The 24433-nt window shown below is 49.0% G+C and carries 17 protein-coding genes and 2 pseudogenes; 10 read left to right on the forward strand and 9 right to left on the reverse strand.

Annotated features, from left to right (window positions below; genetic code table 11):
- Positions 1–315: 315 nt before the first annotated feature.
- Positions 316–1535, forward strand: a pseudogene (locus tag ABLU78_RS22770) (IS3 family transposase); the annotation flags it as partial.
- Positions 1536–1696: 161 nt separating this feature from the next.
- Here the strand turns inward: ABLU78_RS22770 and ABLU78_RS22775 are convergent.
- Entirely contained in the window at positions 1697–2701 is a 1005-nt protein-coding gene (locus ABLU78_RS22775; RefSeq protein WP_048229021.1) for an NAD-dependent epimerase, read from the reverse strand.
- 184 nt (positions 2702–2885) lie between these two features.
- A pseudogene (locus ABLU78_RS22780) lies at positions 2886–3963 on the reverse strand (IS3 family transposase).
- Positions 3964–5016: 1053 nt separating this feature from the next.
- Here ABLU78_RS22780 and rfbB point away from each other — a divergent pair.
- From rfbB to ABLU78_RS22825, 9 genes are all read left to right on the forward strand, one after another.
- The gene (gene rfbB, locus ABLU78_RS22785; protein WP_048229019.1) at positions 5017–6081 is read left to right on the forward strand and encodes a dTDP-glucose 4,6-dehydratase; all 1065 of its coding nucleotides are present in this window, start codon (positions 5017–5019) and stop codon (positions 6079–6081) included.
- 16 nt (positions 6082–6097) lie between these two features.
- Entirely contained in the window at positions 6098–6967 is an 870-nt protein-coding gene (gene rfbA / locus ABLU78_RS22790; RefSeq protein WP_045389221.1) for a glucose-1-phosphate thymidylyltransferase RfbA, read from the forward strand.
- A 34-nt stretch (positions 6968–7001) separates the two neighbouring features.
- The gene (rfbD, locus tag ABLU78_RS22795; RefSeq protein WP_045389259.1) at positions 7002–7892 is read left to right on the forward strand and encodes a dTDP-4-dehydrorhamnose reductase; all 891 of its coding nucleotides are present in this window, start codon (positions 7002–7004) and stop codon (positions 7890–7892) included.
- Between the two features lie 13 nt (positions 7893–7905).
- A complete protein-coding gene (gene rfbC / locus ABLU78_RS22800; RefSeq protein WP_045389224.1) occupies positions 7906–8454 on the forward strand; it encodes a dTDP-4-dehydrorhamnose 3,5-epimerase in 549 nt (182 codons plus the stop codon).
- 3 nt (positions 8455–8457) lie between these two features.
- On the forward strand, positions 8458–9390 hold the full coding sequence (locus ABLU78_RS22805) for a glycosyltransferase family 2 protein (protein ID WP_045389227.1): 933 nt from the start codon (positions 8458–8460) through the stop codon (positions 9388–9390).
- Between the two features lie 90 nt (positions 9391–9480).
- Positions 9481–10275 (forward strand): ABC transporter permease, encoded by a 795-nt coding sequence (locus ABLU78_RS22810; RefSeq protein WP_074166511.1) that lies wholly within the window; start codon positions 9481–9483, stop codon positions 10273–10275.
- On the forward strand, positions 10265–11662 hold the full coding sequence (locus ABLU78_RS22815) for an ABC transporter ATP-binding protein (protein ID WP_045389232.1): 1398 nt from the start codon (positions 10265–10267) through the stop codon (positions 11660–11662). Before ABLU78_RS22810 ends, ABLU78_RS22815 begins: the two co-directional genes overlap by 11 nt.
- Before the next feature lie 81 nt (positions 11663–11743).
- Positions 11744–15952: a glycosyltransferase gene (locus ABLU78_RS22820; RefSeq protein WP_053040961.1), complete on the forward strand. Its 4209-nt coding sequence runs from the start codon at positions 11744–11746 to the stop codon at positions 15950–15952.
- 32 nt (positions 15953–15984) lie between these two features.
- Positions 15985–17775: an HAD family hydrolase gene (locus ABLU78_RS22825; protein WP_045389235.1), complete on the forward strand. Its 1791-nt coding sequence runs from the start codon at positions 15985–15987 to the stop codon at positions 17773–17775.
- 521 nt (positions 17776–18296) lie between these two features.
- Here the strand turns inward: ABLU78_RS22825 and hisIE are convergent.
- From hisIE to hisD, 7 genes are read right to left on the reverse strand one after another with little or no spacing between them, the layout of a single operon-like run.
- The gene (gene hisIE, locus ABLU78_RS22830; RefSeq protein ID WP_048229017.1) at positions 18297–18896 is read right to left on the reverse strand and encodes a bifunctional phosphoribosyl-AMP cyclohydrolase/phosphoribosyl-ATP diphosphatase HisIE; all 600 of its coding nucleotides are present in this window, start codon (positions 18894–18896) and stop codon (positions 18297–18299) included.
- The gene (gene hisF, locus ABLU78_RS22835; protein WP_048229015.1) at positions 18890–19666 is read right to left on the reverse strand and encodes an imidazole glycerol phosphate synthase subunit HisF; all 777 of its coding nucleotides are present in this window, start codon (positions 19664–19666) and stop codon (positions 18890–18892) included. Before hisF ends, hisIE begins: the two co-directional genes overlap by 7 nt.
- Positions 19648–20385, reverse strand: coding sequence for a 1-(5-phosphoribosyl)-5-[(5-phosphoribosylamino)methylideneamino]imidazole-4-carboxamide isomerase (gene hisA / locus ABLU78_RS22840; RefSeq protein WP_048229014.1), 738 nt, complete (start codon positions 20383–20385; stop codon positions 19648–19650). The genes hisF and hisA overlap by 19 nt, the downstream gene beginning before the upstream one ends.
- On the reverse strand, positions 20385–20975 hold the full coding sequence (hisH, locus tag ABLU78_RS22845) for an imidazole glycerol phosphate synthase subunit HisH (RefSeq protein WP_015365820.1): 591 nt from the start codon (positions 20973–20975) through the stop codon (positions 20385–20387). Before hisH ends, hisA begins: the two co-directional genes overlap by 1 nt.
- Positions 20975–22042 (reverse strand): bifunctional histidinol-phosphatase/imidazoleglycerol-phosphate dehydratase HisB, encoded by a 1068-nt coding sequence (gene hisB / locus ABLU78_RS22850; RefSeq protein WP_047045727.1) that lies wholly within the window; start codon positions 22040–22042, stop codon positions 20975–20977. The genes hisH and hisB overlap by 1 nt, the downstream gene beginning before the upstream one ends.
- The gene (gene hisC / locus ABLU78_RS22855) at positions 22039–23100 is read right to left on the reverse strand and encodes a histidinol-phosphate transaminase (protein ID WP_015706029.1); all 1062 of its coding nucleotides are present in this window, start codon (positions 23098–23100) and stop codon (positions 22039–22041) included. The genes hisB and hisC overlap by 4 nt, the downstream gene beginning before the upstream one ends.
- On the reverse strand, positions 23097–24401 hold the full coding sequence (gene hisD / locus ABLU78_RS22860; protein WP_048229011.1) for a histidinol dehydrogenase: 1305 nt from the start codon (positions 24399–24401) through the stop codon (positions 23097–23099). The genes hisC and hisD overlap by 4 nt, the downstream gene beginning before the upstream one ends.
- Positions 24402–24433: the final 32 nt, after the last annotated feature.

Raw genomic sequence — 24433 nt, forward strand, 5'->3', positions numbered from 1 at the left:
CTGGCGGTGTTGTTGCCGCCAGTCTGATTGATTCCATCGTCAACAATTTGTTCACTGATTATATTCCGTTCAATTTTCTCTAAACATCCCGAGTCGTGCGATGTGTGCTGTAATTTTGCTCTAAACTCATTGTAGGTAATGTGGTGGTCAGATATGTTAAATCACACTCTTGTAAAGAGCTGCCGTCACTGAGATGTTGATGCCGAAAATAAGCGCTGTAAGGGTAAAGAAGCCTACAATGAGGGCTTTTTTTTGTTTTTGTTAACCCGTCCTGAATAGCGTTGACACGTTCCTGACTTAAATCCGGAGAACGTGATGATGACTGAGTTCAAACGCACCCAACGTGATTATCCTCTATCCTTTAAAATAGCTGTTGTAGAGCAAGTTGAAAAAGGTGAGATGACCTATAAACAAGCCCAGCAGCGGTATGGCATTCAGGGGCGCTCCACCGTTCTTGTCTGGCTGCGTAAATATGGGCGGCTTGACTGGAGCCCCGGACTTCCTGACCTGGTGAAGAGGAAACTGCCCGTGGCCCAGACGACTATCCCGCTTACACCCGAGCAAAGAATCAGGGAACTTGAAGAACAGCTTGAACTGGCAAACCAGAAAGCTGAGTTTTTTTAGTCGGTTATCAATGTTCTGAAAAATGATTACGGGGTAAGTGTCGTAAAAAAGCGGCCCGGCAAGTCCTCGCGCAAAGTTCGGCCCCAAAAATAACCATTACGCGTGCATGCCAGTTTCTGGGGCACAGCAGACAGGCGTGGTATCAGGACAATACAAGACACACAAAACGACAGGAACAACATGCTCATGTCATTGATTTTGTTTCCCGGGTCAGGTGTCGTCAGCCACGAATCGGTACACGTAAACTGCACTATCTGCTGAACACTCAGGTCGGTAAAAGGCTGAATATCGAACGGGACCGCCTGTTTTGCCTTCTGAGCGAACACCGGCTCCTGGTGCCAGTGAAACGGGCATATCACAAAACCACCAACAGCCATCATCGATTTCACCGGCATCCTAATCTGCTGAAACCCGGCCCTGAACAGGCTACCGCCCTTGAGCCAGAACAGGTCTGGGTCGCTGATATAACTTACCTTCCGCTGTGCAGCGGTACGGCTTATCTGAGTCTGGTCACTGATGCCTGCTCCAGAAAAATCGTGGGTTACCATGTTGGGGAAAACTTGCAGACAGAAAACGTGGTAAAAGCGTTCAGACAAGCACTGAGGGGGAGAAAAACGACAGGTCCGCTGGTCCATAACTCTGACAGAGGACTGCAAAACTGTTCGGTACTTTATCAGTCAGTCCATGAGAGAAATGGGATAACTTGTTCAATGACCGATGGTTATGACTGCTACCAGAATGCGCTGGCTGAGCGAGTAAACGGCATCCTGAAAAATGAATTTTTACTCTCGCGCCCTGCGGACCTGGCGCAGGTCCGGGAAATGGTAAAAGAATCCGTGTCAATTTATAACCATGAGCGGCCACACCTGGCCCTGAAATACAAAACGCCCGATGAAGTTCATCAGGCATTTACAGACGAAAAGCTGTCAACCTATATCAGGACTAGTCATGTACCAACTTCCCGACTGCGCGGCATGCATGGCGTTGTCTAAACTGAGTTTTACTCAACCACATGAAAAAAGGCAAAAAAACCGCAATCTGGATTGCGGTTCAGGAAGACAGATGTGAGCACTCAGACGTTGTAATACCCTTTGTACCACTTCACAAAATTCTTAATCCCGTTCTTAACAGACGTCTGCGGTTTAAAGCCCACAAGGTCATACAACGGCTTGGTGTCCGCGCTGGTTTCCAGTACATCGCCGGGCTGCATTGGCATCATATTCTTCTCGGCCTCCATTCCCATCGCTTCTTCCAGGGCGGTGATGTATTCCATCAACTCGACCGGCGAGCTGTTACCGATGTTGTAAATGCGGTAAGGGGCTGAACTGGTTGCTGGTGAGCCATTCTCTACCGTCCACTCAGCATCTGGCTGTGGGATAATATCCTGTACACGAATGATTGCTTCCACGATGTCATCGATATAGGTGAAGTCGCGCTTCATTTTGCCGTAGTTATAGACGTCAATACTTTTACCTTCCAGCATGGCTTTGGTGAATTTAAACAACGCCATATCCGGACGGCCCCATGGACCATACACAGTGAAAAAGCGTAATCCGGTGGTGGGAATGCCATACAGATGAGAATAGGTATGTGCCATCAGCTCGTTGGCTTTTTTTGTCGCGGCATACAGCGATACCGGATGATCGACCGAATCGTCGGTGGAGAAAGGCATTTTGCGGTTCAGTCCATACACCGAGCTGGAAGAGGCATACAGCAAATGCTGTACTTTGTTGTGCCGGCAGCCTTCCAGAATGTTCAGAAAACCGATTAGGTTAGCATCAGCATAGGCGTGAGGATTTTCTAACGAGTAACGAACACCGGCCTGTGCCGCCAGGTGGATCACACGTTCAAACTTCTCAGTGGCGAAAATTTGCGCCATTTCTTCTCGATCGGCAAGTTCGGTTTTATAGAAGGTGAACAGGGGAGACTGCAGTAGATCCAGACGAGACTGCTTAAGACTGACATCGTAGTAGTCATTCATGTTGTCGACACCAACAACCTTGTGACCTGCCTCCAGAAGGCGCTTGCTTACATGAAAACCGATAAATCCTGCGGCTCCAGTGACTAAAAACTTCATATTCATCCTCCGGGGGGCTTGTTACCCGCTATATATATTTGCTTATTTTACACTGGCTTGCCTCAGAGGTCATCTGCTTTACCGTTGCAAGATATGGGTAGATGACATGACGCACTGACCTGCCCCCAATTAGAAACGACCGTCAGTTAGTTATGTCGGTTTGTTTCTCTTCACATTTTCCATTTCACCACCGTGCAGCAAACTCTGATGGCGTCTGATAATTCAGTGCCGAATGTGGCCATCACTCGTTATAATCCTGCCGCCAGTCGTTAATGATTCTCCTGGCTTGAATGATATGCTGAGCTAGAGCTCATTCAGACACTCATCGCGAAATCGCCCGTTAAAGCTCTCAATAAATCCGTTCTGCGTTGGTTTACCCGGCCGGATTAACTGTCACTCAACACCACGTTCAAAGGCCCATTGATCCAGTGCGCGGCAAGTGAACTCCGGCCCCTGGTCCGTTCTTATCGTCGCCGGATAGCCTCGAAATAGTGCAATACTATCCATAATATGAGTGACCTGAACGCCTGAAATCCCGAATGCGATGATAATTGTCAGACACTCCTTCGTGAAGTCGACCACACAGGCCAGGCACTTGTTCCTGCGACCGGTGGCAGCGCGTACATGACGAAATCCATTGACCAGGTCAGGTTGGGCGCCGCCGGGCGGAGCAGCGGCAGATGCTCCGTTGCCAGGCCTTTACGACTCCGTCTGCGTTTTGCGCCCAGCCCGCAGAGATGATACAGGTGGTACACGCGCTTGTGATTAGCATGAAGGTCATCACGGCGCAGTAACTGCCAGATGCGGCGGTAGCCAAAACGCCTGCGCTCTAGTGCCAGTTCAGTGATGCGCCCTGATAAAAGCGCATTAGACGCCGGACGCTGTCCCACGTAGTGGCAGGTCGACAGAGACAAACCTGTAAGCCTGCAGGCACGACGTTGCGACAGACCGGTCGCATCACTCATAAACTTAACGGCTTCCCGCTTGTGGTCTGTCGTCCGTACTTTCGCCCAGAGCCACCTGAAGTGCCTCCTTACCAGGCATGGCTTCAGCAAGCAGATTCTTGAGTCTGGCGTTCTCTTCCTCAAGCGACTTCAGGCGCTTAACCTCGTGCTCCTCCATTCCGCCTTACTTCTTGCGCCAGGTGTAAAAGGTGGGGTCGGAAATGGCGTGCTTACGGCAGCGCTCACGGGCAGAAACCCCGGCTTCAGCCTCACACGGAGAGTACTAATGATCTGTTCGTCGGAAAAAGGCTTCTTCATGGGGATGTTCTCATGTGTCTTATGAAGACATTACTAACATCGGTGTGTATTAATCAACGGGGAGCAGGTCAGCACCACCTGCCATTCCGAGCTGTGTCCGGACCTGTTTGTGCATTTTAGTGCAAATAGTAATTATTATCATACATAAAATAACTTAGCATAATAATAATATCTGCTGTTTTTTATTGTGAATAGTATCAGTTAGGTCAGATTGTAAGCAACTCACGGGGCTGGCATATCAACGTATTATTGTATCTATTTATAAATTTTAAGGGTTAACGCACAGTTCTATTAATTATTGTTATGTTAATAGAAAAGTTGTTTTATTTTATCTTTTAATATCAATGTGTTGCGTATTTTTCTTTTAAAGGTTTAATTGCTGTATAAATAATGTTCGCTTCTTGTCTGAAGGATTAGTCACGCTTTTTCATTTTTATTCTTCATGAGCAGAGCTATAATGTGCCGGTATTTTATGTTCTTGCCATTGAATTATTGAAAAAACAAACTAACAAATCCGTGCTGGATTCAGTGTGATTCCTATTAACTAATGCGGAATACCTCAATAGGAAGAGGAGTTGAGAGTGGTCGATCTCAGGATAATTTCTTCTATATCAGTGCTTCACTGAGGTCGGGGGGGGCTGAGAGAGGGCTGTATCGTTTTAGGGATGAACGAAATCTATCCTTGCTAAAGACCTGCTTATGCATGACATAGTAAATGAGAAAGTCCTGATGGATTAAGTGATCTAAAACGGTGAAAATGGGCGGATAAATTCTGGTTATGCCAAGTGCCATGAGTTTGAGAACAAAGCTATGTTTACTGGCATAGCTCTGTTTTTACAGGATGGCTTACTTGGGTATGACATATGAACTTTAATCATAAACAAGTGGACGCCTGACGGTTGCTGTGCCGATTTTTAGCACTGATAGTCACAGTTAAGCATACAGTTCGGCAGCATTACGCATTTTGGTTGCGATAGCCAATGGCGGTAGCGTGTCTGCAGTTTACAATGTATTCTTTACTAACATTTAACTTATTGAAAAATGAGAGAGAGTATGAAGATCCTTGTCACCGGTGGCGCTGGGTTTATTGGTTCTGCCGTTGTTCGTCATATCATTGAGAATACTCAGAATGACGTTCGCGTTATGGACTGCCTGACTTACGCAGGTAATCTCGAGTCTCTGGCTTCTGTAGCCGACAACAGCCGTTATTCTTTCTCGCGTACGGATATCACCGACGCCCAGAGCGTGGCTCAACAGTTCAGTGAGTTTCAGCCTGATATTGTAATGCACCTGGCTGCCGAAAGCCATGTTGACCGCTCTATTGACGGTCCGGCCGCTTTTATCCAGACCAACCTGATTGGCACCTTTACCCTGCTGGAAGCGGCCCGTCACTACTGGTCCTCCCTCGATGAGACAGCAAAGCAGACCTTCCGCTTCCACCATATCTCCACGGATGAAGTCTATGGCGACCTCGACGGTACCGACGATCTCTTTACTGAAGAGACGTCTTACGCGCCAAGCAGCCCGTACTCGGCCTCTAAAGCCGGTAGCGACCATCTGGTTCGCGCCTGGAACCGTACCTACGGCCTGCCGGTCGTGGTGACCAACTGCTCCAACAACTATGGCCCGTACCACTTCCCGGAAAAACTGATCCCGCTGACCATTCTTAACGCCATCGCGGGTAAACCGCTGCCGGTGTATGGCAACGGTGAGCAGATCCGAGACTGGCTCTACGTCGAAGACCATGCCCGGGCGCTGTATAAGGTAGCGACTGAAGGCCGGAACGGTGAAACCTACAATATTGGCGGTCATAACGAGCGTAAAAATATCGATGTGGTCCGTACGATTTGCAGCATCCTGGACAAGGTGGTGGAGCAGAAGCCGGGCAATATCAGCCACTTTGCTGACCTGATCACCTTTGTGAAGGACCGTCCGGGTCATGACCTGCGCTATGCGATTGATGCTGCAAAAATTGAGCGTGACCTTGGCTGGGTACCGCAGGAGACCTTTGAAAGCGGGATCGAGAAAACCGTTCACTGGTATCTGAACAACACCACCTGGTGGCAGCGCGTGCTGGACGGCTCGTATGCCGGTGAACGTCTTGGCCTGAATAACTGAATAAGGATATAAACTCATGAAAGGTATTGTTCTGGCCGGCGGCTCCGGCACCCGTTTATATCCCATCACTCAGGGCGTGTCTAAACAGCTGCTGCCGATTTACGACAAGCCGATGATCTATTATCCAGTATCCGTTCTGATGCTGGCCGGGATCCGCGATATTCTGATCATTACCACCCCGGAAGATATGCCGGCATTCCAGCGTCTGCTGGGTGACGGTTCACAGTTCGGGGTGAACTTCAGTTACGCCATTCAGCCGTCCCCGGATGGTCTGGCGCAGGCCTTTATTATCGGTGAAGAGTTCATCGGTAACGACGCCTGTGCGTTGGTGCTGGGCGACAACATCTATTTCGGTCAGAGTTTTGGCCGGAAACTGGATGCGGCGGCCAGCAAAACGTCTGGTGCCACCGTGTTTGGCTATCAAGTACTCGACCCGGAACGTTTCGGCGTGGTGGAGTTCGATGAGCACTTCAGAGCGCTGTCGATTGAGGAAAAACCGCTGAAACCTAAATCTGACTGGGCGGTGACCGGCCTGTATTTCTACGACAACGACGTGGTGGAGATGGCGAAAGCCGTCAAACCGTCTGCGCGCGGTGAGTTGGAAATCACCACCCTGAACCAGATGTATCTGGAGCGCGGCGATCTGCAGGTGGAATTGCTGGGACGTGGTTTTGCCTGGCTGGATACAGGAACACATGACAGCCTGATTGAGGCCTCACAGTTCATTCATACCATCGAGAAACGTCAGGGGATGAAGGTTGCCTGTCTGGAAGAGATCGCTTTCCGTAACCAGTGGCTGTCTGCGGAAGGGGTGGCGGCGCAGGCCGAAAAGTTAAAGAAAACCGAATATGGCGCTTATCTGCAGCGTCTGCTCAGCGAACGCTAATGGCCTGCCGACCATTTACACAGAGTATTTAATCATGAAAATTTTACTGATTGGTAAGAACGGGCAGGTAGGCTGGGAGCTCCAACGTTCACTGTCTACCCTGGGAGAGGTAGTGGCGGTTGACTACTTCGATGCGGAATTGTGCGGTGACCTGACCAATCTCGAAGGTATTGCTCAGACCGTCCGCCAGGTGAAACCGGATGTGATTGTGAATGCAGCGGCGCATACCGCTGTTGATAAAGCGGAAAGCGAGCGCGAGCTGTCTGATCTGCTGAATGACCGGGGTGTGGCTGTGCTGGCAGAAGAGTCAGCGAAGCTGGGGGCTCTGATGGTACATTACTCCACCGACTACGTGTTCGACGGAGAGGGGAGTCACTATCGTCAGGAAGATGAGGCCACCGGGCCATTGAATGTCTACGGTGAAACCAAACGTGCCGGTGAGCTTGCGCTGCAGCAGGGTAACCCGCGTCATCTAATTTTCCGCACCAGCTGGGTGTACGCCACCCGCGGGGCGAACTTTGCCAAAACCATGCTGCGACTAGCGGGTGAGAAGGAGACGCTGTCAATCATTGACGATCAACATGGTGCACCTACCGGGGCAGAGCTGTTGGCAGACTGTACCGCCATCGCTATTCGTGAAGAACAGCTTAATAGGGCGGTGGCAGGTATTTACCACCTGGTGGCCAGCGGAGAAACCAACTGGTATGACTACGCACGCTTTGTATTTGATGTTGCTCGTACGCATGGCACAGCTCTGGCGGTGAAAGAAGTTAACGGTATCCCGACTACGGCCTACCCGACGCCGGCAAAACGTCCGCTGAACTCGCGTCTGTCGAATGAAAAGTTCCAGCGGGTGTTCGGTGTGACGTTACCGGACTGGCGCCAGGGTGTAGAACGGGTTGTGGTTGAAGTTTTAGGTAAATAGGTGAACAACTAGTATGAATATTATTAAAACAGACATTCCTGAGGTCCTGATTTTTGAACCCCGCGTGTTCGGTGATGCGCGCGGCTTTTTCTTTGAAAGCTTTAGCAGCAAGATGTTTGATGAGGCAGTGGGTCGTCATGTTGAGTTTGTACAGGACAACCATTCGCAGTCACAGAAAGGCGTGCTGCGCGGCCTGCACTATCAGTTGGCCCCACATGCTCAAGGCAAACTGGTACGCTGCACCGAAGGTGAAGTGTTCGATGTGGCAGTGGACGTGCGTCGTTCATCCCCGACTTTCGGTCAGTGGGTTGGCGTGGTGCTGAGCGCAGAGAACAAGCGTCAGCTGTGGATTCCGGAAGGATTTGCGCATGGCTTTATGGCCCTGAGTGAGACGGTACAGTTTGTCTATAAAGCAACCAACTACTATGCGCCACAGTCTGAGCGCAGTATTCTCTGGAATGACCCAGAAATTGGCATCAAATGGCCTGACATTGATGATATTCAGCTTTCTGCAAAAGATCTGAATGGATTATTATTGAGTGATGCTGAAGTATATAATTAATTCATGAATATAAACGATAAAATTGCGGTCCTGCTCTGCACCTACAATGGTGAGAAGTATTTAAAGGAGCAGATTGATTCGATAATTAATCAGACCTATAAGAATTGGGTTATTTATGTTTCAGATGATGGTTCCACGGATGGAACCATTGCTATTCTAGAGGAGTACCAGCGTAAGTTAGGAGAAGGCCGTCTACACATTACACATGGTCCTCGTAAAGGATTTGCCTGGAATTTTATCTCCTCTTTACAAAGTAACGGCTCTGACTGTAACTATTTTGCTTTTTGCGACCAGGATGATATTTGGTATGACGATAAGCTTGAGCGTGGTGTTCGATATCTTGCCAGCTTTAGTGAGTTTAATAAACCAGCGGTTTACTGTGGCCGTACACAACTAATAGATGGTGACGGCCATCCTATTGGTTTTTCTCCATTATTCGAATATACCCCCTCTTTTTGTAATGCCCTCGTGCAGAGCATCGCTGGTGGGAATACTATGATTCTGAATCATCAGGCACGGGAGTTGGTATCCCAAACTCCGTGTTATGATGAAATTATCTCGCATGACTGGTGGATCTATATTCTTGTTTCTGGTTGCAATGGTCATATATATTATGACCCGCATCCTGCTATTCTTTATCGCCAACATGGCCAAAATATCATTGGCTCTAATATTTCAATGACGGCAAGGCTTTTGCGCATCAGAAAGCTGATGGATGGTAAATTCAAAAACTGGAATCAAAAGAATATTGATCTGCTGATGAGCCTTAATGAATACTTAACTCCTGATAGTAAAATTAAGTTAGGAAATTTCATTAGATTACGAAGCGCATGCCTGGTCGATCGATTGCGTGTTTTTTGTTTACTAAAACCCTATCGTCAAACTACTCTAGGTAATATTGCGTTGTTTATGGCAGTCCTTTTAAAGAAGTTATAACGACGGCCACTTCTTTTCCCAGTACAGCATTAAAACAGCAAGAGGATACCAGTGAGTCATCTATCCTTAAAAAATACAGCATTATATAAAATGCTTGCCTCAATATGGCGTAATAAAAACCTTATATATCAAATGACCCGCCGAGATATCAGCGGGCGATATAAAGGTTCAGTGATGGGATTGTTTTGGTCGTTTATTAACCCAATATTTATGCTTGCAGTGTATACCATTGTTTTTTCGGTTGTTTTTAAAGCGAAATGGGGTGCTGGAGCCGTTAATGAACCAAAGACCCAGTTTGCAGTTATTCTTTTCGTGGGGATGATTACTCACGGATTCTTTGCTGAAACGCTGATGCGAGCTCCGGGCCTCATCATCCAGCATGCAAACTATGTTAAGAAAGTTGTGTTCCCTCTTGAAATTTTACCTGTTGTGACATTACTTTCAGTACTTTTCCATAGTTTTATTAGTTTCTGTGTGTTACTTATCGCGTTCATAACATTTAATGGTTTTCTTCATTGGACCATAATATTTGCACCTTTAGTGTTTTTGCCCCTGATTATTCTGACATTGGGACTGGCTTGGTTGCTATCATCTCTTGGCGTTTATATCAGAGACATCGGCCAATCAATCGGTATTATTATGACAGTGGTCATGTTTCTCTCGCCAGTATTTTACCCGTTATCAGCGCTTCCTAAATCATTCCAGCATATTGTTTTGCTGAATCCTCTTACCTTCATCATTGAGCAAGCACGAACAGTTATTATTTGGGGCGGGCTTCCTAATTTTGCTGGCTTGGCGGTATACACCCTCATTTCAGTTATCATAATGGTGCTGAGCTATATCTGGTTCCAGAAAACACGGAAGGGTTTTGCTGATGTCATCTAATGATTATGCAATTGAAGTAGATAATATTAGTAAATGCTATCAAGTTTATGACAATCCACTTCGACGTTTAAAAGATTTTATTGTACCTAAAATTGATCAGCGACTTGGTCGCGTTGCGCGCGTTTACCATGATGAGTTCTGGGCCCTCCAGGATATCTCCTTCAAATTGCCACGTGGTCAGACTATTGGCATTGTTGGGAAAAATGGTTCAGGAAAATCAACACTACTGCAAATCCTTGCTGGAACGTTGACGCCAACTTCTGGTGAGGTCAGGGTTAATGGACGGGTTGCTGCATTACTGGAGTTGGGGGCTGGTTTCAATAATGATTTTAGTGGCCGTGAAAACGTCTATCTTAATGCTTCGTTACTTGGTCTGACGAAGGCTGAGGTCGATAATCGACTGGATGACATTCTGGCTTTCGCAGATATTGGGCACTTTATTGATTCCCCGGTTCGCTCTTACTCGAGCGGGATGCTGGTAAGGCTGGCATTTGCAGTTCAGGCTCAGATTAACCCCGAAATATTAATTGTTGATGAAGCTTTGGCTGTGGGTGATGCAAAATTCCAGGCGAAATGCTTTGCTCGCCTGAAACAGTTAAAGGCCAATGGAACCTCTATATTGTTTGTGTCACATGCGACGGAACAGATTGTGACTCATTGTGATAGTGCAATATTGCTTAACGATGGCGAGTTAATGCTGCAGGATTCCCCAAGGGTTGTGGTGAATCACTATCTTGATCTGCTCTTTGGAAAGTCACCAAAAGAGAATGCGGAAAAAGCGTCACTTTCTGATTCCATTGATCAAGCAGCAAAAGGCGAACAAGAGCGTCTTGATCGTGAAATGGCCTCTGAGCAACAACCCCTGTCTGAGAATGCAACACCCGCCTGGCAATATGGCGATGCTGGTTTTGACCAACGAGCAAATTATAATAGTGCTGAGTATCGTTGGGGTGATCGTGCCGCTGAGATTGTTGACTATCATTTCGTTCAAAATGCTGAAGAGTACCCGACTATTTGCCGAAATGATCAACTTCTCCAGTTTAAATTTAGAATCAAATTCAACCAACTGATTATCAGGCCGATCTTTGGGTTTGCAATCAAAACCAAAGAAGGTGTGACTATTTATAATACCAATACTGAATATCAAGGTATTCAATTTGTCGATGATAACACATCAAAGGATGAGTATATTATTGCCATCGAATTCCCAGGAATACTGAGCCAAGGGGACTATTTTATTTCTGTAGGTATTGCAAGTAGCGATATTGAAGGCAATATCATACCTCATGACCGTCGTTATGATTCAATTCATTTAGCCGTAGAACCCACACCAGGATTTATTGGTCTGGTTGATCTTGGTGTTAAAATGAAGTGTTCATCAATTTAATTCAGTTGTTAAATAATTCAGCAAGCATAATCGGAATAAGAAAATACACCGTCCGATTTAAATTTTGCATAGGTCGAGTATATGTTTCATCTTGAAAAAAATGGTTATAAATTTCTGGCACAGCATGGAATTTGGTCCCGAGCCGATTACCAGGATATTTCATATAGTGATGGCGATTACGAAGAACAACGATTAGCCAAGATCATCGCATCTGCGAAAGATATATCCATATTTTCCTCTGAGCTACGTAATCAATGTATTGACTGGCAGACGCTTTATCATCTGAGTTCCCAGCGAGGCAATATTTTACGCCCGTTCCAGGATAAGCTGAGAGGTAAAGTACTGGAGATCGGCGCCGGGTGTGGCGCAATTACCCGTTTCCTTGGCGAAAATGGTGGGCAAATTCTTGCGCTTGAAGGCAGTCAGCGCCGAGCTGCGATTGCGTCCAGCCGTACCCGCGATCTGGATAATATTACGGTTCTCGCTGAACGTTTTGATGATTTTCAAACCGATGAAAAATTCGACGCTATCACCCTGATCGGCGTACTTGAATATGCCAGCATGTTCAGCTCAGCTGAGCATGCTGCAAATGCCATGCTTGAGAAAATCAGAGGTTTTTTAAAACCTGATGGTTTTCTTTTTATTGCTATTGAGAACCAACTTGGTCTCAAATACTTTGCTGGTGCGCCGGAAGATCATCTGGCAAAACCGATGTACGGTGTTGAAGGGCGATATAAGTCTGGCGAACCAGAGACTTATGGCAAAGTTGCCATCGAGCAACTGCTGAAAGGAAGTGGCTATCATGCCGTCGAGTTTATGGCGCCTTTCCCAGATTATAAAATGCCGACCTCGATCATCACTGAGCGTGGATGTAAACTTAGTGAGTTTGATGCAGGCGCTTTTGCCTGGCAAACCGTTGCCGCCGACCCACAATTGCCGGCTATGCTGAATTTTTCATTGACCGACGCCTGGCCGGTTATCTTTAGAAATAACCTTGGCATGGATCTGGCCAACTCGTTTTTGATTGCTGCAACCGTTGCTGATTATCCGGCAACTGATGCCAACATCTTAGCGTATCATTACAGTACACAACGAAAACCTGCATATGTTAAAGAGACTATTTTCTCTTCAGACAATGCTGCCGTAAATATTCATTATGAAAAACTTGCTGAGTCGACAGAAACCGAGCAGGGCAACTATATCTGTAGAATAGTAGATAAACCTGTCTACCATAATGGTTTTCCGTTCAGTTTTAAGTTCGTGACATTATTCACCTCACCTGAATGGCGTATAGCGCAGGTTGTTACTTTGCTACGTGAATACCTTGCGCATTTGCAGTTATTGCTTGCAGGCAAAGGACATTCAACTGACCTCCATCAGACCATTCCAGGTGAGTTTATTGATGCGTTGCCGCAGAATATCATTATAGATAACAGTGGGCAGCCTCATCTATTTGATTGTGAATGGGCAGCACCTAAGCCAATTGAGACAACGTATCTTTTATTCAGAACGCTCAATATCCTCTTACGGCAAAGTGCCCGGGTAATGCTACCGGCTGAAAATCCAGAAATAACCCGCCAGGAGTTTATTCTTCAGGTTATTAGGGAATGTGGTTTCACGCTTAATGAATCAGAACTGAATGCTTTTAATGAACAAGAAATTATTTTCCAGCAGCAAGTTACAGGCTTAAGTAAGTCATATCTTGACGTCTGGCACCCTGATGCACCCTTGAGTAGTGGAGCGTCCTCATTTTCCTCTGAAGGTCGTCTTTATTACCGCAATGGTGAGCAGGAATTTACCCAGTTGCAAAGCTCGTCTTTTAATCTCAAATTCGGTCAGACGGTCTCACATTCACTAGATGTATCGGTTAACCCAAATGAAAAGCACTATCTGAGACTGGATCCTTCGGAAACCAGCGGTTGGATATTGATTGAAAACCTGCAGGTGAAAGATCGAGAGGGTCATGTCCAGTGGTCCCTGAAAGATGGCACTGCCAGCTATGTGGATCTCTGTGAGGTATGCGCGTTAGAGCAGGGTGTGCTGTATTATTCCAACTCTAACGATCCGCAAATATTGATACCACAAGTGTTTATTGGTCAGCAGATAACGGTTAATGTTAGTCTCCAGATGGCCGCACCTGATGTTGTTGCTCAAGCCCTGGCGGAAAGAATCCGCAGTCATGCTCTAACCGAAAGTGAACTGAGTCAGTTACAGCAGGCTCAGCAAAAATTAACGGCAGAGTTGCTCGAGTTAAAAGCAAAAGTTGATTCACAGAACGCGCAGCTGGCCAACTATGTTGGGCATATTCAGGTTTTGAATAGTATCATCAATGATTTCAGAGAGTCCACTAGCTGGAAAGTCTCAAAACCTCTCCGTATTGCGGGTGGGGTGAATCTCAAGCTTAAAAAAGCGAATCGACTGATTACGGGACTGATTCAGAAGCATGGAATGAAAGCTGTCGCGCAGAAAGGTATGTATTATATTCGCCAGGAAGGGGTTTCTGGGATTATTGCTCGCCTGAAACAGCAGCGCAGTATCAGTGTATTGCAAGAAAACTTGAATCTTAATACCGTACCTGCCGCCTCGATTTCATACGATAACAAAACCGGTTATCAGCTGAAACCTGGTCGTTCAGGGTACTGCTATGTTGAACCTGCACGGCCTGTCGACCTCGCTGAGCGCATTGCAGCGATCGAAAGTAAGCCTTTCTTCTCTATTGTAATACCTGTTTATAATACCCCTTTGGATCTGCTCGACGGATTGTTGAAATCAATCACCTCGCAATGGTATCCGCATTGGGAATTAATTCTTGCCGATGATTGCAGCCCGGATCCTCAACTTCAGCAAGCATTAAAAAATATTTCACACCCGCAGATTAGAATTATCCATGCAGAATCTAATTTACGGATTTCAGGTGCGACTAATCTTGGTATCAAAGCAGCAAAAGGGGATTTCATCGTATTTGCTGACCATGACGACGAGCTTACGGTCGACTGCTTGTATGAAATGGCTCTGTGTATCGAGCAGCAGCAACCTGATTTCATTTACAGTGATGAAGATAAGCTTACCGAAGACGGGGACTATACCCAGCCGCACTTCAAACCCGATTGGTCACCTGACACCATGATGAGTACGATGTTTACTTGTCATGCGTCATGTGTGCGCCGCAGCCTGTTGGAAAAAACCGGTCTGTTACGTTCCGAATTTGATGGCTGCCAGGACTGGGACTTCGTTTTGCGAGTTGCTGAACATACTAACCGTATTAGCCATATTGATAAGATCCTTTATCACTGGCGAATCATTCCGGCTTCAGTAGCATCAGATATTGCTGCTAAGCCCTATGTTCTCGAAGCTTCGCGGCAAGTGCGAGTCGATGCGTTAAAACGCCGTGGATTACAAGGGACCGTCGAGCCTGTGACTGAGGTCCCAGGGTATTTCCGTGTCAATTATCATCTGACGGGTACCCCGCTGATTTCTATCATTATTCCTACCCGTGATAATGCGGAAGTTCTACGTCGTTGTATTGATTCCCTTATCGAGAAGACGAAATATGAGCATTATGAAGTTATCATCGTTGATAACGGTTCGGTGGCGGAAACCACGCTGGCTTACTTCTCCGAGCTAACGTCTGTTTCGCGTGTGAAGGTAATACATCATGATATCCCGTTTAACTTCTCAGAATTGAATAACATAGGGGTTGCGGCATCGTCAGGCGATATTCTACTGTTCCTTAACGATGATACTGAAGTGCTGATGGATGACTGGCTGGAGCGAATGGCGGGATATGCGCAACTTCCACATATTGGCGCCGTCGGTGCAAAATTGTTATATCCAGGCACTCAGCAAATTCAGCATGCTGGTGTGCTGAACCTGCAGTGTGGCCCGGTACATGCCTTCTTGCGCCATGATAGCAATAGCCCGGGTTACTTTATGCGTAACCTTCTGGAATATAACTGGCTGGCGGTAACCGGAGCCTGTCTGATGATCGAACGAGAAAAATATCAGAAGATTGGCGGATTTGATGAATCTTTCCCTATTGCTTATAACGACGTGGATTTATGTTTTACATTGTCCCAAAATGGCTTCTATAACGTCGTATGCCAGGCGGTAACACTTTATCACTACGAATCGATTAGCCGCGGTTTAGACCTCGTCGACCCTGTTAAACAAGAGCGTCTATTTAGTGAGTTACGTCGTTTGTATGAGAAGCATCCTAATTTCTATCAGTATGATCCTTTCTACAATGTCAATTTAGCTCCGAATGGAATTAACTTTGATTTAACAGCTTAAGTCGCTTCTGGATTTTAGATTTGGAGTAAAAGATGGACGAACTTTCGAAGGGCCAGCTTCTTTGTGAACCTAAACTGGCTAAAATGATTGATGTGGCTGAGGTTGTTTCATTCGATTTTTTTGATACGTTATATCTGCGCCCGCTTTCAGACCCGGAAGATGCATTCACCCTTTTAGGTGAAAAACTGAATATTGAGAACTTCAAGGCCAAACGCCAACAAGCACAGGCAGATGCTTTTGGCGTTATGGTTCGGGAAGGGCGTAAAGAAATAACCCTTGATAATATTTATAGTTGTTTCCCAGATTGTCAGTACACGAAAGACGCGCTGATGCAGGCAGAGTATGAGCTGGAACTACAGCTTATCGAGCCTAACTATGAGTTGTTCCCGCTGTTTGAGCAGTTGCTTGCAGCTGGCAAGCGCGTTGTTATCATCTCGGATATGTATTTTTCCGCGCGATTCTTCGATCAGGCTCTGGCAAAACAGCAAATTAATGGCGTGGCTGTTTTTTCATCCGCAGATGAAAATGCAACCAAGCGTGACAGCGGTGAGTTGTTCACTCTTGTCAGTGAAAAGTTAGGGGTACCACCAGCTAAGATTCTGCACATTGGTGATAGTGAAATTGGTGATTTTAAACGCCCGGCGGAGAAAGGGCTGATGAGTTACCACTATATTGCTAGTCGTTTTCGTGAGAAGAAGAAAAATGTCAGTCTGAGCACTTCATTGGCTGAAGGCTTGCTGCGCATGGAGGCCCGTGAGATAGATTATGGTTCGTATGAAGAGCTGGGCTTTTTAACCGGTGGGCCTGCCAGCGTTGGTTTTCTTGAGTGGATTAAAGCAAAATCACAAGCTGACGGTATCGATCATATTCTGTTTTTCGCTCGCGACGGTTATGTTCTGACCAATGTTGCGAAGCAGCAGATGCAGTCGGAGTTACCACCGTTTAATTATTTTTATGGTTCCCGTACCACCTTTACTCTGGCGGCAATCACAGACAGTAATTTCAGTGCTTATATTCCTTTTCTGATCTCTGGATGTGATGGGCTGGCCCCGTGTGAGGTACTTGAAAGGATTGGGGTGAAGGTTCCGGCGCGAGATATCATGAAAGCCTTTGGTCTCGGTGACGATATAGTGATAACCCCGGCAGTGCATGATAAATTGGTTGAGTTTTTGTACGCTTGGCGTTGGGAAATTTTAAAGGTGTGCCAGCGTAATCGTCGCGCGTTATTCCAGTATCTGAGACAAGTTGGAATCAAAAGCCACCAAAAAATTGCCGTAGTGGATGTCGGGTGGAGTGGTACGACCCAAGAAGCTTTCAGCCAGGCAATAAGTACATTTATGAAAGTGGATATTTATGGTTATTACTTCTGCCTCGCTGATACTCAGGAACGGTTACATCGACAAAATACGATGAATATGGCGGCACTTTTTGATAGTTCAAATAGTAGTCCTGATTTGGTTGGGAAGATATACAGTGCCAGAGTCGCGGTGGAATTTTTCTTTTCTGCACCTCATGCTTCTATTATCGGATTATTACCGGGAGAACCGGTAACTCCTATAGAAGATCCTGGACGCGGTGCGGATCAAAGTCTCTCCGAATCTGTAAACGCATTGTGTCGCGGTAGTGAGCATTTTGCTCAAGTTTTCTATCCCGCTCGTCAGCGCCTCGGTTTATCATTAAGTCCGCAAATGCTAGCAATGCCTATGATTGAGTTAGCGAGTACAGAAAACTGGGATAAGTATTCGTTAATAACCTGCCTTAAAAACTTTGATGCGTGGGGAAGTTCACGAAATAAGCAACTGGTTGCCACCGACTATTTGTGATTTCATGCGAAATGTTTTTGTATGATTAAAAAAGGTCATATTAAATAAATATACCCTATGGGCTGAGGGAGTCCCAGAAATATCATTAATATACTATGATGATGTTTCGATAAGCCCTTGCCATATCTGCGTACACCCTGTCGGGGTTGATCTCCGACAGGAGTCCCGGTGACTGCTGGATGACATCATGGCGCGGGTCATCAGATCCACTAACGACGCCGGATATATGGCAGCAAACCGCATCGAATCAGTACTTGCATTACCCGGGGCGTCCATATATGGCACAGTAAATTTGGCCACCTGATTAAAGGTGATATTCTCGCCTCAACACAAAACAGGTGACTTAATGAACAAGAAAACTAAGCGTACTATTATTCAATATCTGGTGAGAGATCTTAGATAGAAAATCCTGATTTTGTTTTGAGGCGACAAACAAAATCAGGAATACTGATGATGAGATTAATCAAGGTTTATCTGACAACTACTTTTTAGATAACGTCAGTTTAACCCTGCCTGAATCATCATTTATGCCGGCTACGCAGGTTCTTTACCACCTCCGTCAAATTCAGCCCCTGGTCCTGCAACAGCACCAGCAGGTGATACATCAGGTCTGACGCCTCATTCTTCAGTTCAAACTTGTCATTTACCGTCGCGGCCAGCGCGGTCTCCACGCCTTCTTCTCCCACTTTCTGCGCAATACGTTTGGTGCCGCTGGCATACAGTTTCGCAGTGTATGAGCTCTCCGGGTCGGCATGTTTGCGCTCGGCCAGCAGTTGTTCCAGTTGATAGAGGAACAACCACTGGTGTCCGGTCTCCCCAAAGCAGCTTGACGTCCCTTTGTGGCAGGTCGGGCCTGTCGGGTTGACCAATACTAGCAAGGTATCGTTATCGCAATCCGGGGTGATGCTGACCACATTAAGAAAGTTGCCGGAGGTTTCACCCTTTGTCCACAGGCGCTGTTTGGTGCGCGAGTAGAAGGTCACTTTGCCGCTTTCTTGCGTTTTCGCCAGCGCGTCCTCATTCATATATCCCAGCATTAACACTTCGCCAGATTCAGCGTGCTGTATGATGGCCGGCATCATGCCGTCGGTTTTTTGCCAATCCAGCTGTTCACTCAACATACCCTGATCTCCACGCCCTGGGCTGCCAGGAACGTTTTTAATTCGCCAATATTAATAATCTGTTTATGGAACACGGAAGCGGCGAGGGCGCCGTCGACGTTAGCGTCGCGGAAGGCCTCAAGGAAGTGCTCCATGGTTCCGGCGCCGCCGGAGGCAATCAACGGAACGTTACACACTTCACGGACCTTTCTGAGCTGTTCCAGATCATAACCGTTGCGCACACCGTCCTGGTTCATCATGTTGAGGACGATTTCTCCCGCTCCGCGCTTTTGTACTTCCTGCACCCAATCCAGCGTCTCCCATTGGGTGACGCGAGTCCGGCTTTCATCGCCGGTGTACTGATTAACGTGATATTTACCGGTTTGTTCATCAAACCAGGTATCGATACCTACCACGATGCACTGCACGCCAAAGCGACCGGCGAGGCGGGTAATTAACGTTGGATCCGCAAGCGCAGGCGAGTTAATTGAAATTTTATCTGCGCCGAAGGAGAGGATCTGCGCTGCGTCTTCCAGAGACTTAATCCCGCCCGCGACGCAGAATGGAATATCAATCACTTCCGCCACGCGCGAAACCCAACTTTTATCGACTACCCGGCCATCGCTGGAGGCGGTGATATCGTAGAACACCAGTTCATCCGCGCCTTCATCGGCATAGCGTTTTGCCAGCGGCACAATATCACCGATAATTTCGTGATTGCGGAACTGTACGCCTTTCACTACCTGGCCGTCGCGGACGTCAAGGCAGGGGATTATCCGTTTTGCCAGCATTGGATAGCCTCCGTTACGTTGAATTTACCTTCCAGCAGCGCGCGGCCGACGATCACGCCGCGAACGCCGGTTCCGCGCAGCGCGGCAATATCGTTGAGACCGCCGATCCCACCGGAAGACTGGAACGCCACCTGCGGATAACGTGCGCAGACTTCTTCATACAGTGAGACGTTGGAACCCGCGAGAGTGCCATCGCGGGAGATATCGGTACACAGCACATGTTGCAAGCCGACCGGCAGATAGCTCTCCACCAGCTCTTCCAGAGTGACGCCAGAGTTTTCCTGCCAGCCGCTCACCGCCACCTGTTTATTGCCATCGGCATCAATGCGTACGTCCAGCGCCAGTACCAGATGTTCGGGGCCAAAGCGTTTAAACCAGGCTTTGACCACCTCCGGCGATTTTACCGCCGTTGAACCGACCACCACGCGCGCCACGCCGGCGTCAAGCAGTGCGGCAACGTCTTCTTCTGTACGTACGCCGCCGCCGACCTGTACCGGTACCGTAACGCCGGCGACTAAGGCCTTAAGCAGCGGAATCTGGCGTTTTGCCGGATCTTTTGCTCCGGTCAGATCGACCAGGTGCAATACTTCCGCGCCCTGGTCTGCATAGGATTGCAGGCGTGGTAACGGATCGTTGCCATAGTCGCGTTGCTGGCCGTAGTCGCCCTGATGCAGGCGCACCACGGTACCGTCAATTAAATCTAAAGCTGGAATGATCATTACATCTCCAGGAAATTTTTCAGCAGCTGCGCACCGGCGCTACCTGAGCGCTCAGGGTGGAACTGTACGCCAAAGAAGTTATCTTTCTGCACCGCTGCGGTGAAGGCCTCGCCGTAGTTGCATTGCGCGATAGTGTACGGGTTGACCGGCATGGCGTAGCTATGGACGAAATAGAAATAAGCGCCTTCTTCAATGCCGCGGAACAGGCGATCGCCGGCTTTGGCATACACCCGGTTCCATCCCATATGCGGCAGCGGCAGTCCGTGATCGGTCATTTTCGGCACCTCTTCATCAATAATGCCCAGCAGCTCGACGCCGTTTGTCTCTTCGCTGCGGCTCCCGAGTAACTGCATGCCAAGACAGATCCCCAGCACCGGCTGGGTACAGGCTTTAATCAAGTCAATGAGTTCGCGTTCGCGCAGCTGATCCATCGCAGCCTGCGCGGTGCCGACGCCGGGCAGAAAAAGTTTATCGGCGCGTAGAACAACATCCGGCTCGCGGCTGACCACTGGCTCATAGCCGTGGCGGCTCACCGCAGATTTCACCGAGTTGAGGTTGGCGCACCCGGTATCGAGGATCACCACGTTCATCACAATACCCCTTTTGAAGATGGCAACGTGTCGCCCTGGACCCGAATGGCCTGGCGCAGCGTACGACCGAAGGCTTTGAACAGGCTCTCGACGCGGTGATGATCGTTTTTACCTTTGGTTTTCAGGTGCAGCGTCACCGCCATGGTATAGGAGAGCGAGCGGAAGAAGTGTTCGACCATCTCGGTGCTCAGGTCGCCAACGCGCTGATAGGTGAAGTCAGCTTTATATTCGAGGTGCGGACGGCCAGAGATATCCAGCGCGCAGCGCGCCAGGCACTCATCCATCGGCAGCACAAAGCCAAAGCGGTTAATGCCGCGCTTATCACCTAGCGCCAGCTTCAACGCTTCGCCTAACGCCAGGCCGGTATCTTCTACGGTGTGGTGATCGTCGATGTAAAGATCGCCGCCGACGTTAATTTCCAGGCGAAAGCCGCCGTGGGTGGCGATCTGATCGAGCATGTGATCGAAGAAACCAACGCCGGTGTGGATCTTACTGCCGCCTTCACGGTCCAGCCAGACTTTAACGTCAACCTGGGTCTCTTTGGTGATGCGCTCAACGTGAGCATAGCGGTCGCGACGGGTCAGCTGTTCGCAGATGGTCGGCCAGTTCAGCGTTTCACTGTTATAGCGCAGGCCGGTGATACCCATGTTATCCGCCAACTCGATATCGGTGGCGCGGTCGCCGATGACGTAACTGTGGGCTTTATCCATCACGCCGTCTTCCAGCCACGGCAATACCATCTGGGTCTTCGGCTTGCGGCAGTCACAGTTATCACCAGGCATGTGCGGGCAGATCAGGACGGATTCAAAGTTAACGCCCTGCGAGGAGAAGACCTGCATCATCAGGTTGTGCGGGCCGTCGAATTCCTCCTGCGGCAGGCTTTCGGTACCAAGGCCGTCCTGGTTGGTGATCATCACCAGCTTGTAACCTTCCTGCTGCAGCTTAAGCAGCGCCGGGATCACCTGCGGCTCGAAGGCCAGTTTTTCAAACCGGTCTACCTGAAAATCAACCGGCGGTTCAGAGATAAGCGTACCGTCACGGTCAATAAAGAGAAACTTCTGGGTCATACATTCTCCGCAGTCAAAGCGTCAATCACGCGCTGGCTCTCTGCACGGGTACCGATAGTGATACGCAAACAGCCGCTTAATGAGGGTTGTTTATTTTGGTCACGTAAGATAATGCCCTGATCCCACAAAGATTTAAACACCGCGCTGGAGGCGGTTATCCGCGCCAGCAGGTAGTTGGTCTCGGAATCGAACACCTGTTCGACGCAGGCGATCTCGCGCAGCGCATCGACCAGGTATGCGCGTTCATCCAGGATCTGCGCCACGCGTGCGCGCATAGCGGCAATGCCTGCCGGGCTTAATGCCTGGGCGGCGATATCGGCGACCGGCGTCGAGAGCGGATAAGGTGCGATGACTTTTAGCAGTACATTAATTACCTCTGCGTTAGCCAGCGTAAAACCGCAGCGCAACCCCGCCAGCGCAAAGGCTTTCGATAAGGTGCGCAGGATAACCAGGTGCGGGTATTCATTTAGCCAACCAGCGAGCGACGCCTGCGGGCAGAACTCAATATAGGCTTCATCCGCTACCACGATAGCTTTACCGCGCGTCATTTCCAGCAGGGCGCGGAAATCTTGCGGATTGATTATCTGCCCGGTTGGATTATTCGGGCTACAGACAAAGACCACTTTCACGCCGGTGAGATTCGCTTCGATACCCGGTAAATCGAGCTGCCAGTCGGCGAGCGTCGGCACCGTGCGGCACTCAACGCCGATAGTTTCGGCGCTGACGCTATACATACCGTAGGTAGGCGGGCAATAAAGGACCGCGTCCTCGCCGGGTTCGCAAAAAGCGCGGATCAATAACTCGATACCTTCGTCAGCCCCACGGCTCACCAGTACCTGCTCTGGTGTTACGCCAGCATAGTGCGCGTAGTTTTCGATAACCGCTTTCGGCTGCGGCTCCGGATAGCGGTTCAGCGTCTGTTCGGTTAGCTGGAATTCCACGGCGGTGGGGAATTCGTTGGCGTTCAACCACACGTCGCCTTTTCCCCCAAGACGGCGGGCGGATTGATACGGCGTCAGCGCGCGGATATTGGCGCGGGCTAAGTCTTCAATGCTCATGCTTGCTCCTTAAGGGCGGCTACGCGTAGCGTCACGGCGTTTTTGTGGGCAGTCAGCAGTTCGGCTGCGGCCAGGATCTCGATAGTTGGGGCGAGGGCGGCGAAGCCTTCACGCGTCAGCTCTTGTACGGTCATGCGCTTTTGGAAATCCGCCAGACCGAGGCTGGAACAGGTCGCGGTGTAGCCGTAGGTCGGCAGCACGTGGTTGGTGCCGGAGGCGTAATCACCTGCCGATTCTGGCGACCAGTCGCCGAGGAATACCGAACCAGCGCTGGTAATGCCGTCAACCAGTTCACGGGCGTTGCGGGTCTGGATAATCAGGTGCTCCGGTCCGTACTGATTTGAGATCTCTACACATTGCGCGAGATCGCGAGCGACAATAATACGGCTGGCGGAAAGCGCTTCACGTGCGGTTTCAGCACGCGGCAGGGCAGCCAACTGACGTTCAACCGCTGCGGCGACCCGGGAGCCCATGTCGGCGTCGGGGGTCAGCAGGATAACCTGGGAATCCGGGCCATGTTCCGCCTGGGAGAGTAAATCGGAGGCGACGAAATCTGGCGTTGCGCCGCCGTCGGCAATCACCAGAACCTCCGACGGGCCGGCAGGCATATCGATAGCCGCGCCGTCGAGGCGCTGGCTGACCTGGCGCTTGGCCTCGGTGACGAAGGCGTTGCCAGGGCCAAAGATTTTAGCGACTTTCGCCACCGATTCGGTGCCGAAGGCCATTGCCGCGATAGCCTGCGCGCCGCCGACGTTAAAGATATTACGCACGCCGCACAGCTGCGCCGCATAAAGAATTTCATCGGCAATCGGCGGCGGAGAGCACAGCACCACTTCCTGACAGCCGGCAATGCGCGCTGGCGTTGCCAGCATCAGCACCGTTGAAAACAGCGGCGCCGAGCCGCCCGGAATATATAAGCCGACAGAGGCGATAGGGCGGGTAAGCTGCTGGCAGCGTACGCCGGGCTGGGTTTCAACATCGACAACCTGCAACCGCTGCGCGTTGTGAAAGGTCTCGATATTGTTGACCGCTACCGCCATCGCTTGTTTGAGTTCGCCGCTGAGGCGCGCGCCGGCAGCGGCAATTTCTTCGTCAGATACTTTGAGCGCCGTGACGGTGGTTTTATCGAATTTGGCGCTATATTCGCGTAAAGCGGCATCGCCATTCTCTTTAACGTTAGCGAGGATCCCGGCTACCGTTTTGCTGATGCTCTCGGAAGCTGAAATCGCCGGGCGCATTAAGAGTTGTTGCTGTTGTGCGGCGCTGCAGCTATTCCAGTCGATAATGGTATTGAAGCTCATGGTCATTTCCCCTGTTTGTCCCGTATGCGGAT

Origin of the sequence: Klebsiella sp. JN_Kp122 (assembly GCF_040062085.1) — a bacterium.
GTDB classification, from domain to species: domain Bacteria; phylum Pseudomonadota; class Gammaproteobacteria; order Enterobacterales; family Enterobacteriaceae; genus Klebsiella; species Klebsiella aerogenes.

Excerpts from the sequence above, each read along its gene's own strand:
- hisC (WP_015706029.1), bottom strand. The coding sequence starts at position 23,100 with ATGAGCATTGAAGACTTAGCCCGCGCCAATATCCGCGCGCTGACGCCG.
- rfbD (WP_045389259.1), top strand. The coding sequence starts at position 7,002 with ATGAAAATTTTACTGATTGGTAAGAACGGGCAGGTAGGCTGGGAGCTC.
- ABLU78_RS22775 (WP_048229021.1), bottom strand. The coding sequence starts at position 2,701 with ATGAAGTTTTTAGTCACTGGAGCCGCAGGATTTATCGGTTTTCATGTA.
- hisF (WP_048229015.1), bottom strand. The coding sequence starts at position 19,666 with ATGCTGGCAAAACGGATAATCCCCTGCCTTGACGTCCGCGACGGCCAG.
- hisH (WP_015365820.1), bottom strand. The coding sequence starts at position 20,975 with ATGAACGTGGTGATCCTCGATACCGGGTGCGCCAACCTCAACTCGGTG.
- hisA (WP_048229014.1), bottom strand. The coding sequence starts at position 20,385 with ATGATCATTCCAGCTTTAGATTTAATTGACGGTACCGTGGTGCGCCTG.
- hisD (WP_048229011.1), bottom strand. The coding sequence starts at position 24,401 with ATGAGCTTCAATACCATTATCGACTGGAATAGCTGCAGCGCCGCACAA.
- hisB (WP_047045727.1), bottom strand. The coding sequence starts at position 22,042 with ATGACCCAGAAGTTTCTCTTTATTGACCGTGACGGTACGCTTATCTCT.
- ABLU78_RS22810 (WP_074166511.1), top strand. The coding sequence starts at position 9,481 with ATGCTTGCCTCAATATGGCGTAATAAAAACCTTATATATCAAATGACC.
- ABLU78_RS22820 (WP_053040961.1), top strand. The coding sequence starts at position 11,744 with ATGTTTCATCTTGAAAAAAATGGTTATAAATTTCTGGCACAGCATGGA.
- rfbC (WP_045389224.1), top strand. The coding sequence starts at position 7,906 with ATGAATATTATTAAAACAGACATTCCTGAGGTCCTGATTTTTGAACCC.
- rfbB (WP_048229019.1), top strand. The coding sequence starts at position 5,017 with ATGAAGATCCTTGTCACCGGTGGCGCTGGGTTTATTGGTTCTGCCGTT.
- hisIE (WP_048229017.1), bottom strand. The coding sequence starts at position 18,896 with ATGTTGAGTGAACAGCTGGATTGGCAAAAAACCGACGGCATGATGCCG.
- rfbA (WP_045389221.1), top strand. The coding sequence starts at position 6,098 with ATGAAAGGTATTGTTCTGGCCGGCGGCTCCGGCACCCGTTTATATCCC.
- ABLU78_RS22805 (WP_045389227.1), top strand. The coding sequence starts at position 8,458 with ATGAATATAAACGATAAAATTGCGGTCCTGCTCTGCACCTACAATGGT.
- ABLU78_RS22825 (WP_045389235.1), top strand. The coding sequence starts at position 15,985 with ATGGACGAACTTTCGAAGGGCCAGCTTCTTTGTGAACCTAAACTGGCT.
- ABLU78_RS22815 (WP_045389232.1), top strand. The coding sequence starts at position 10,265 with ATGTCATCTAATGATTATGCAATTGAAGTAGATAATATTAGTAAATGC.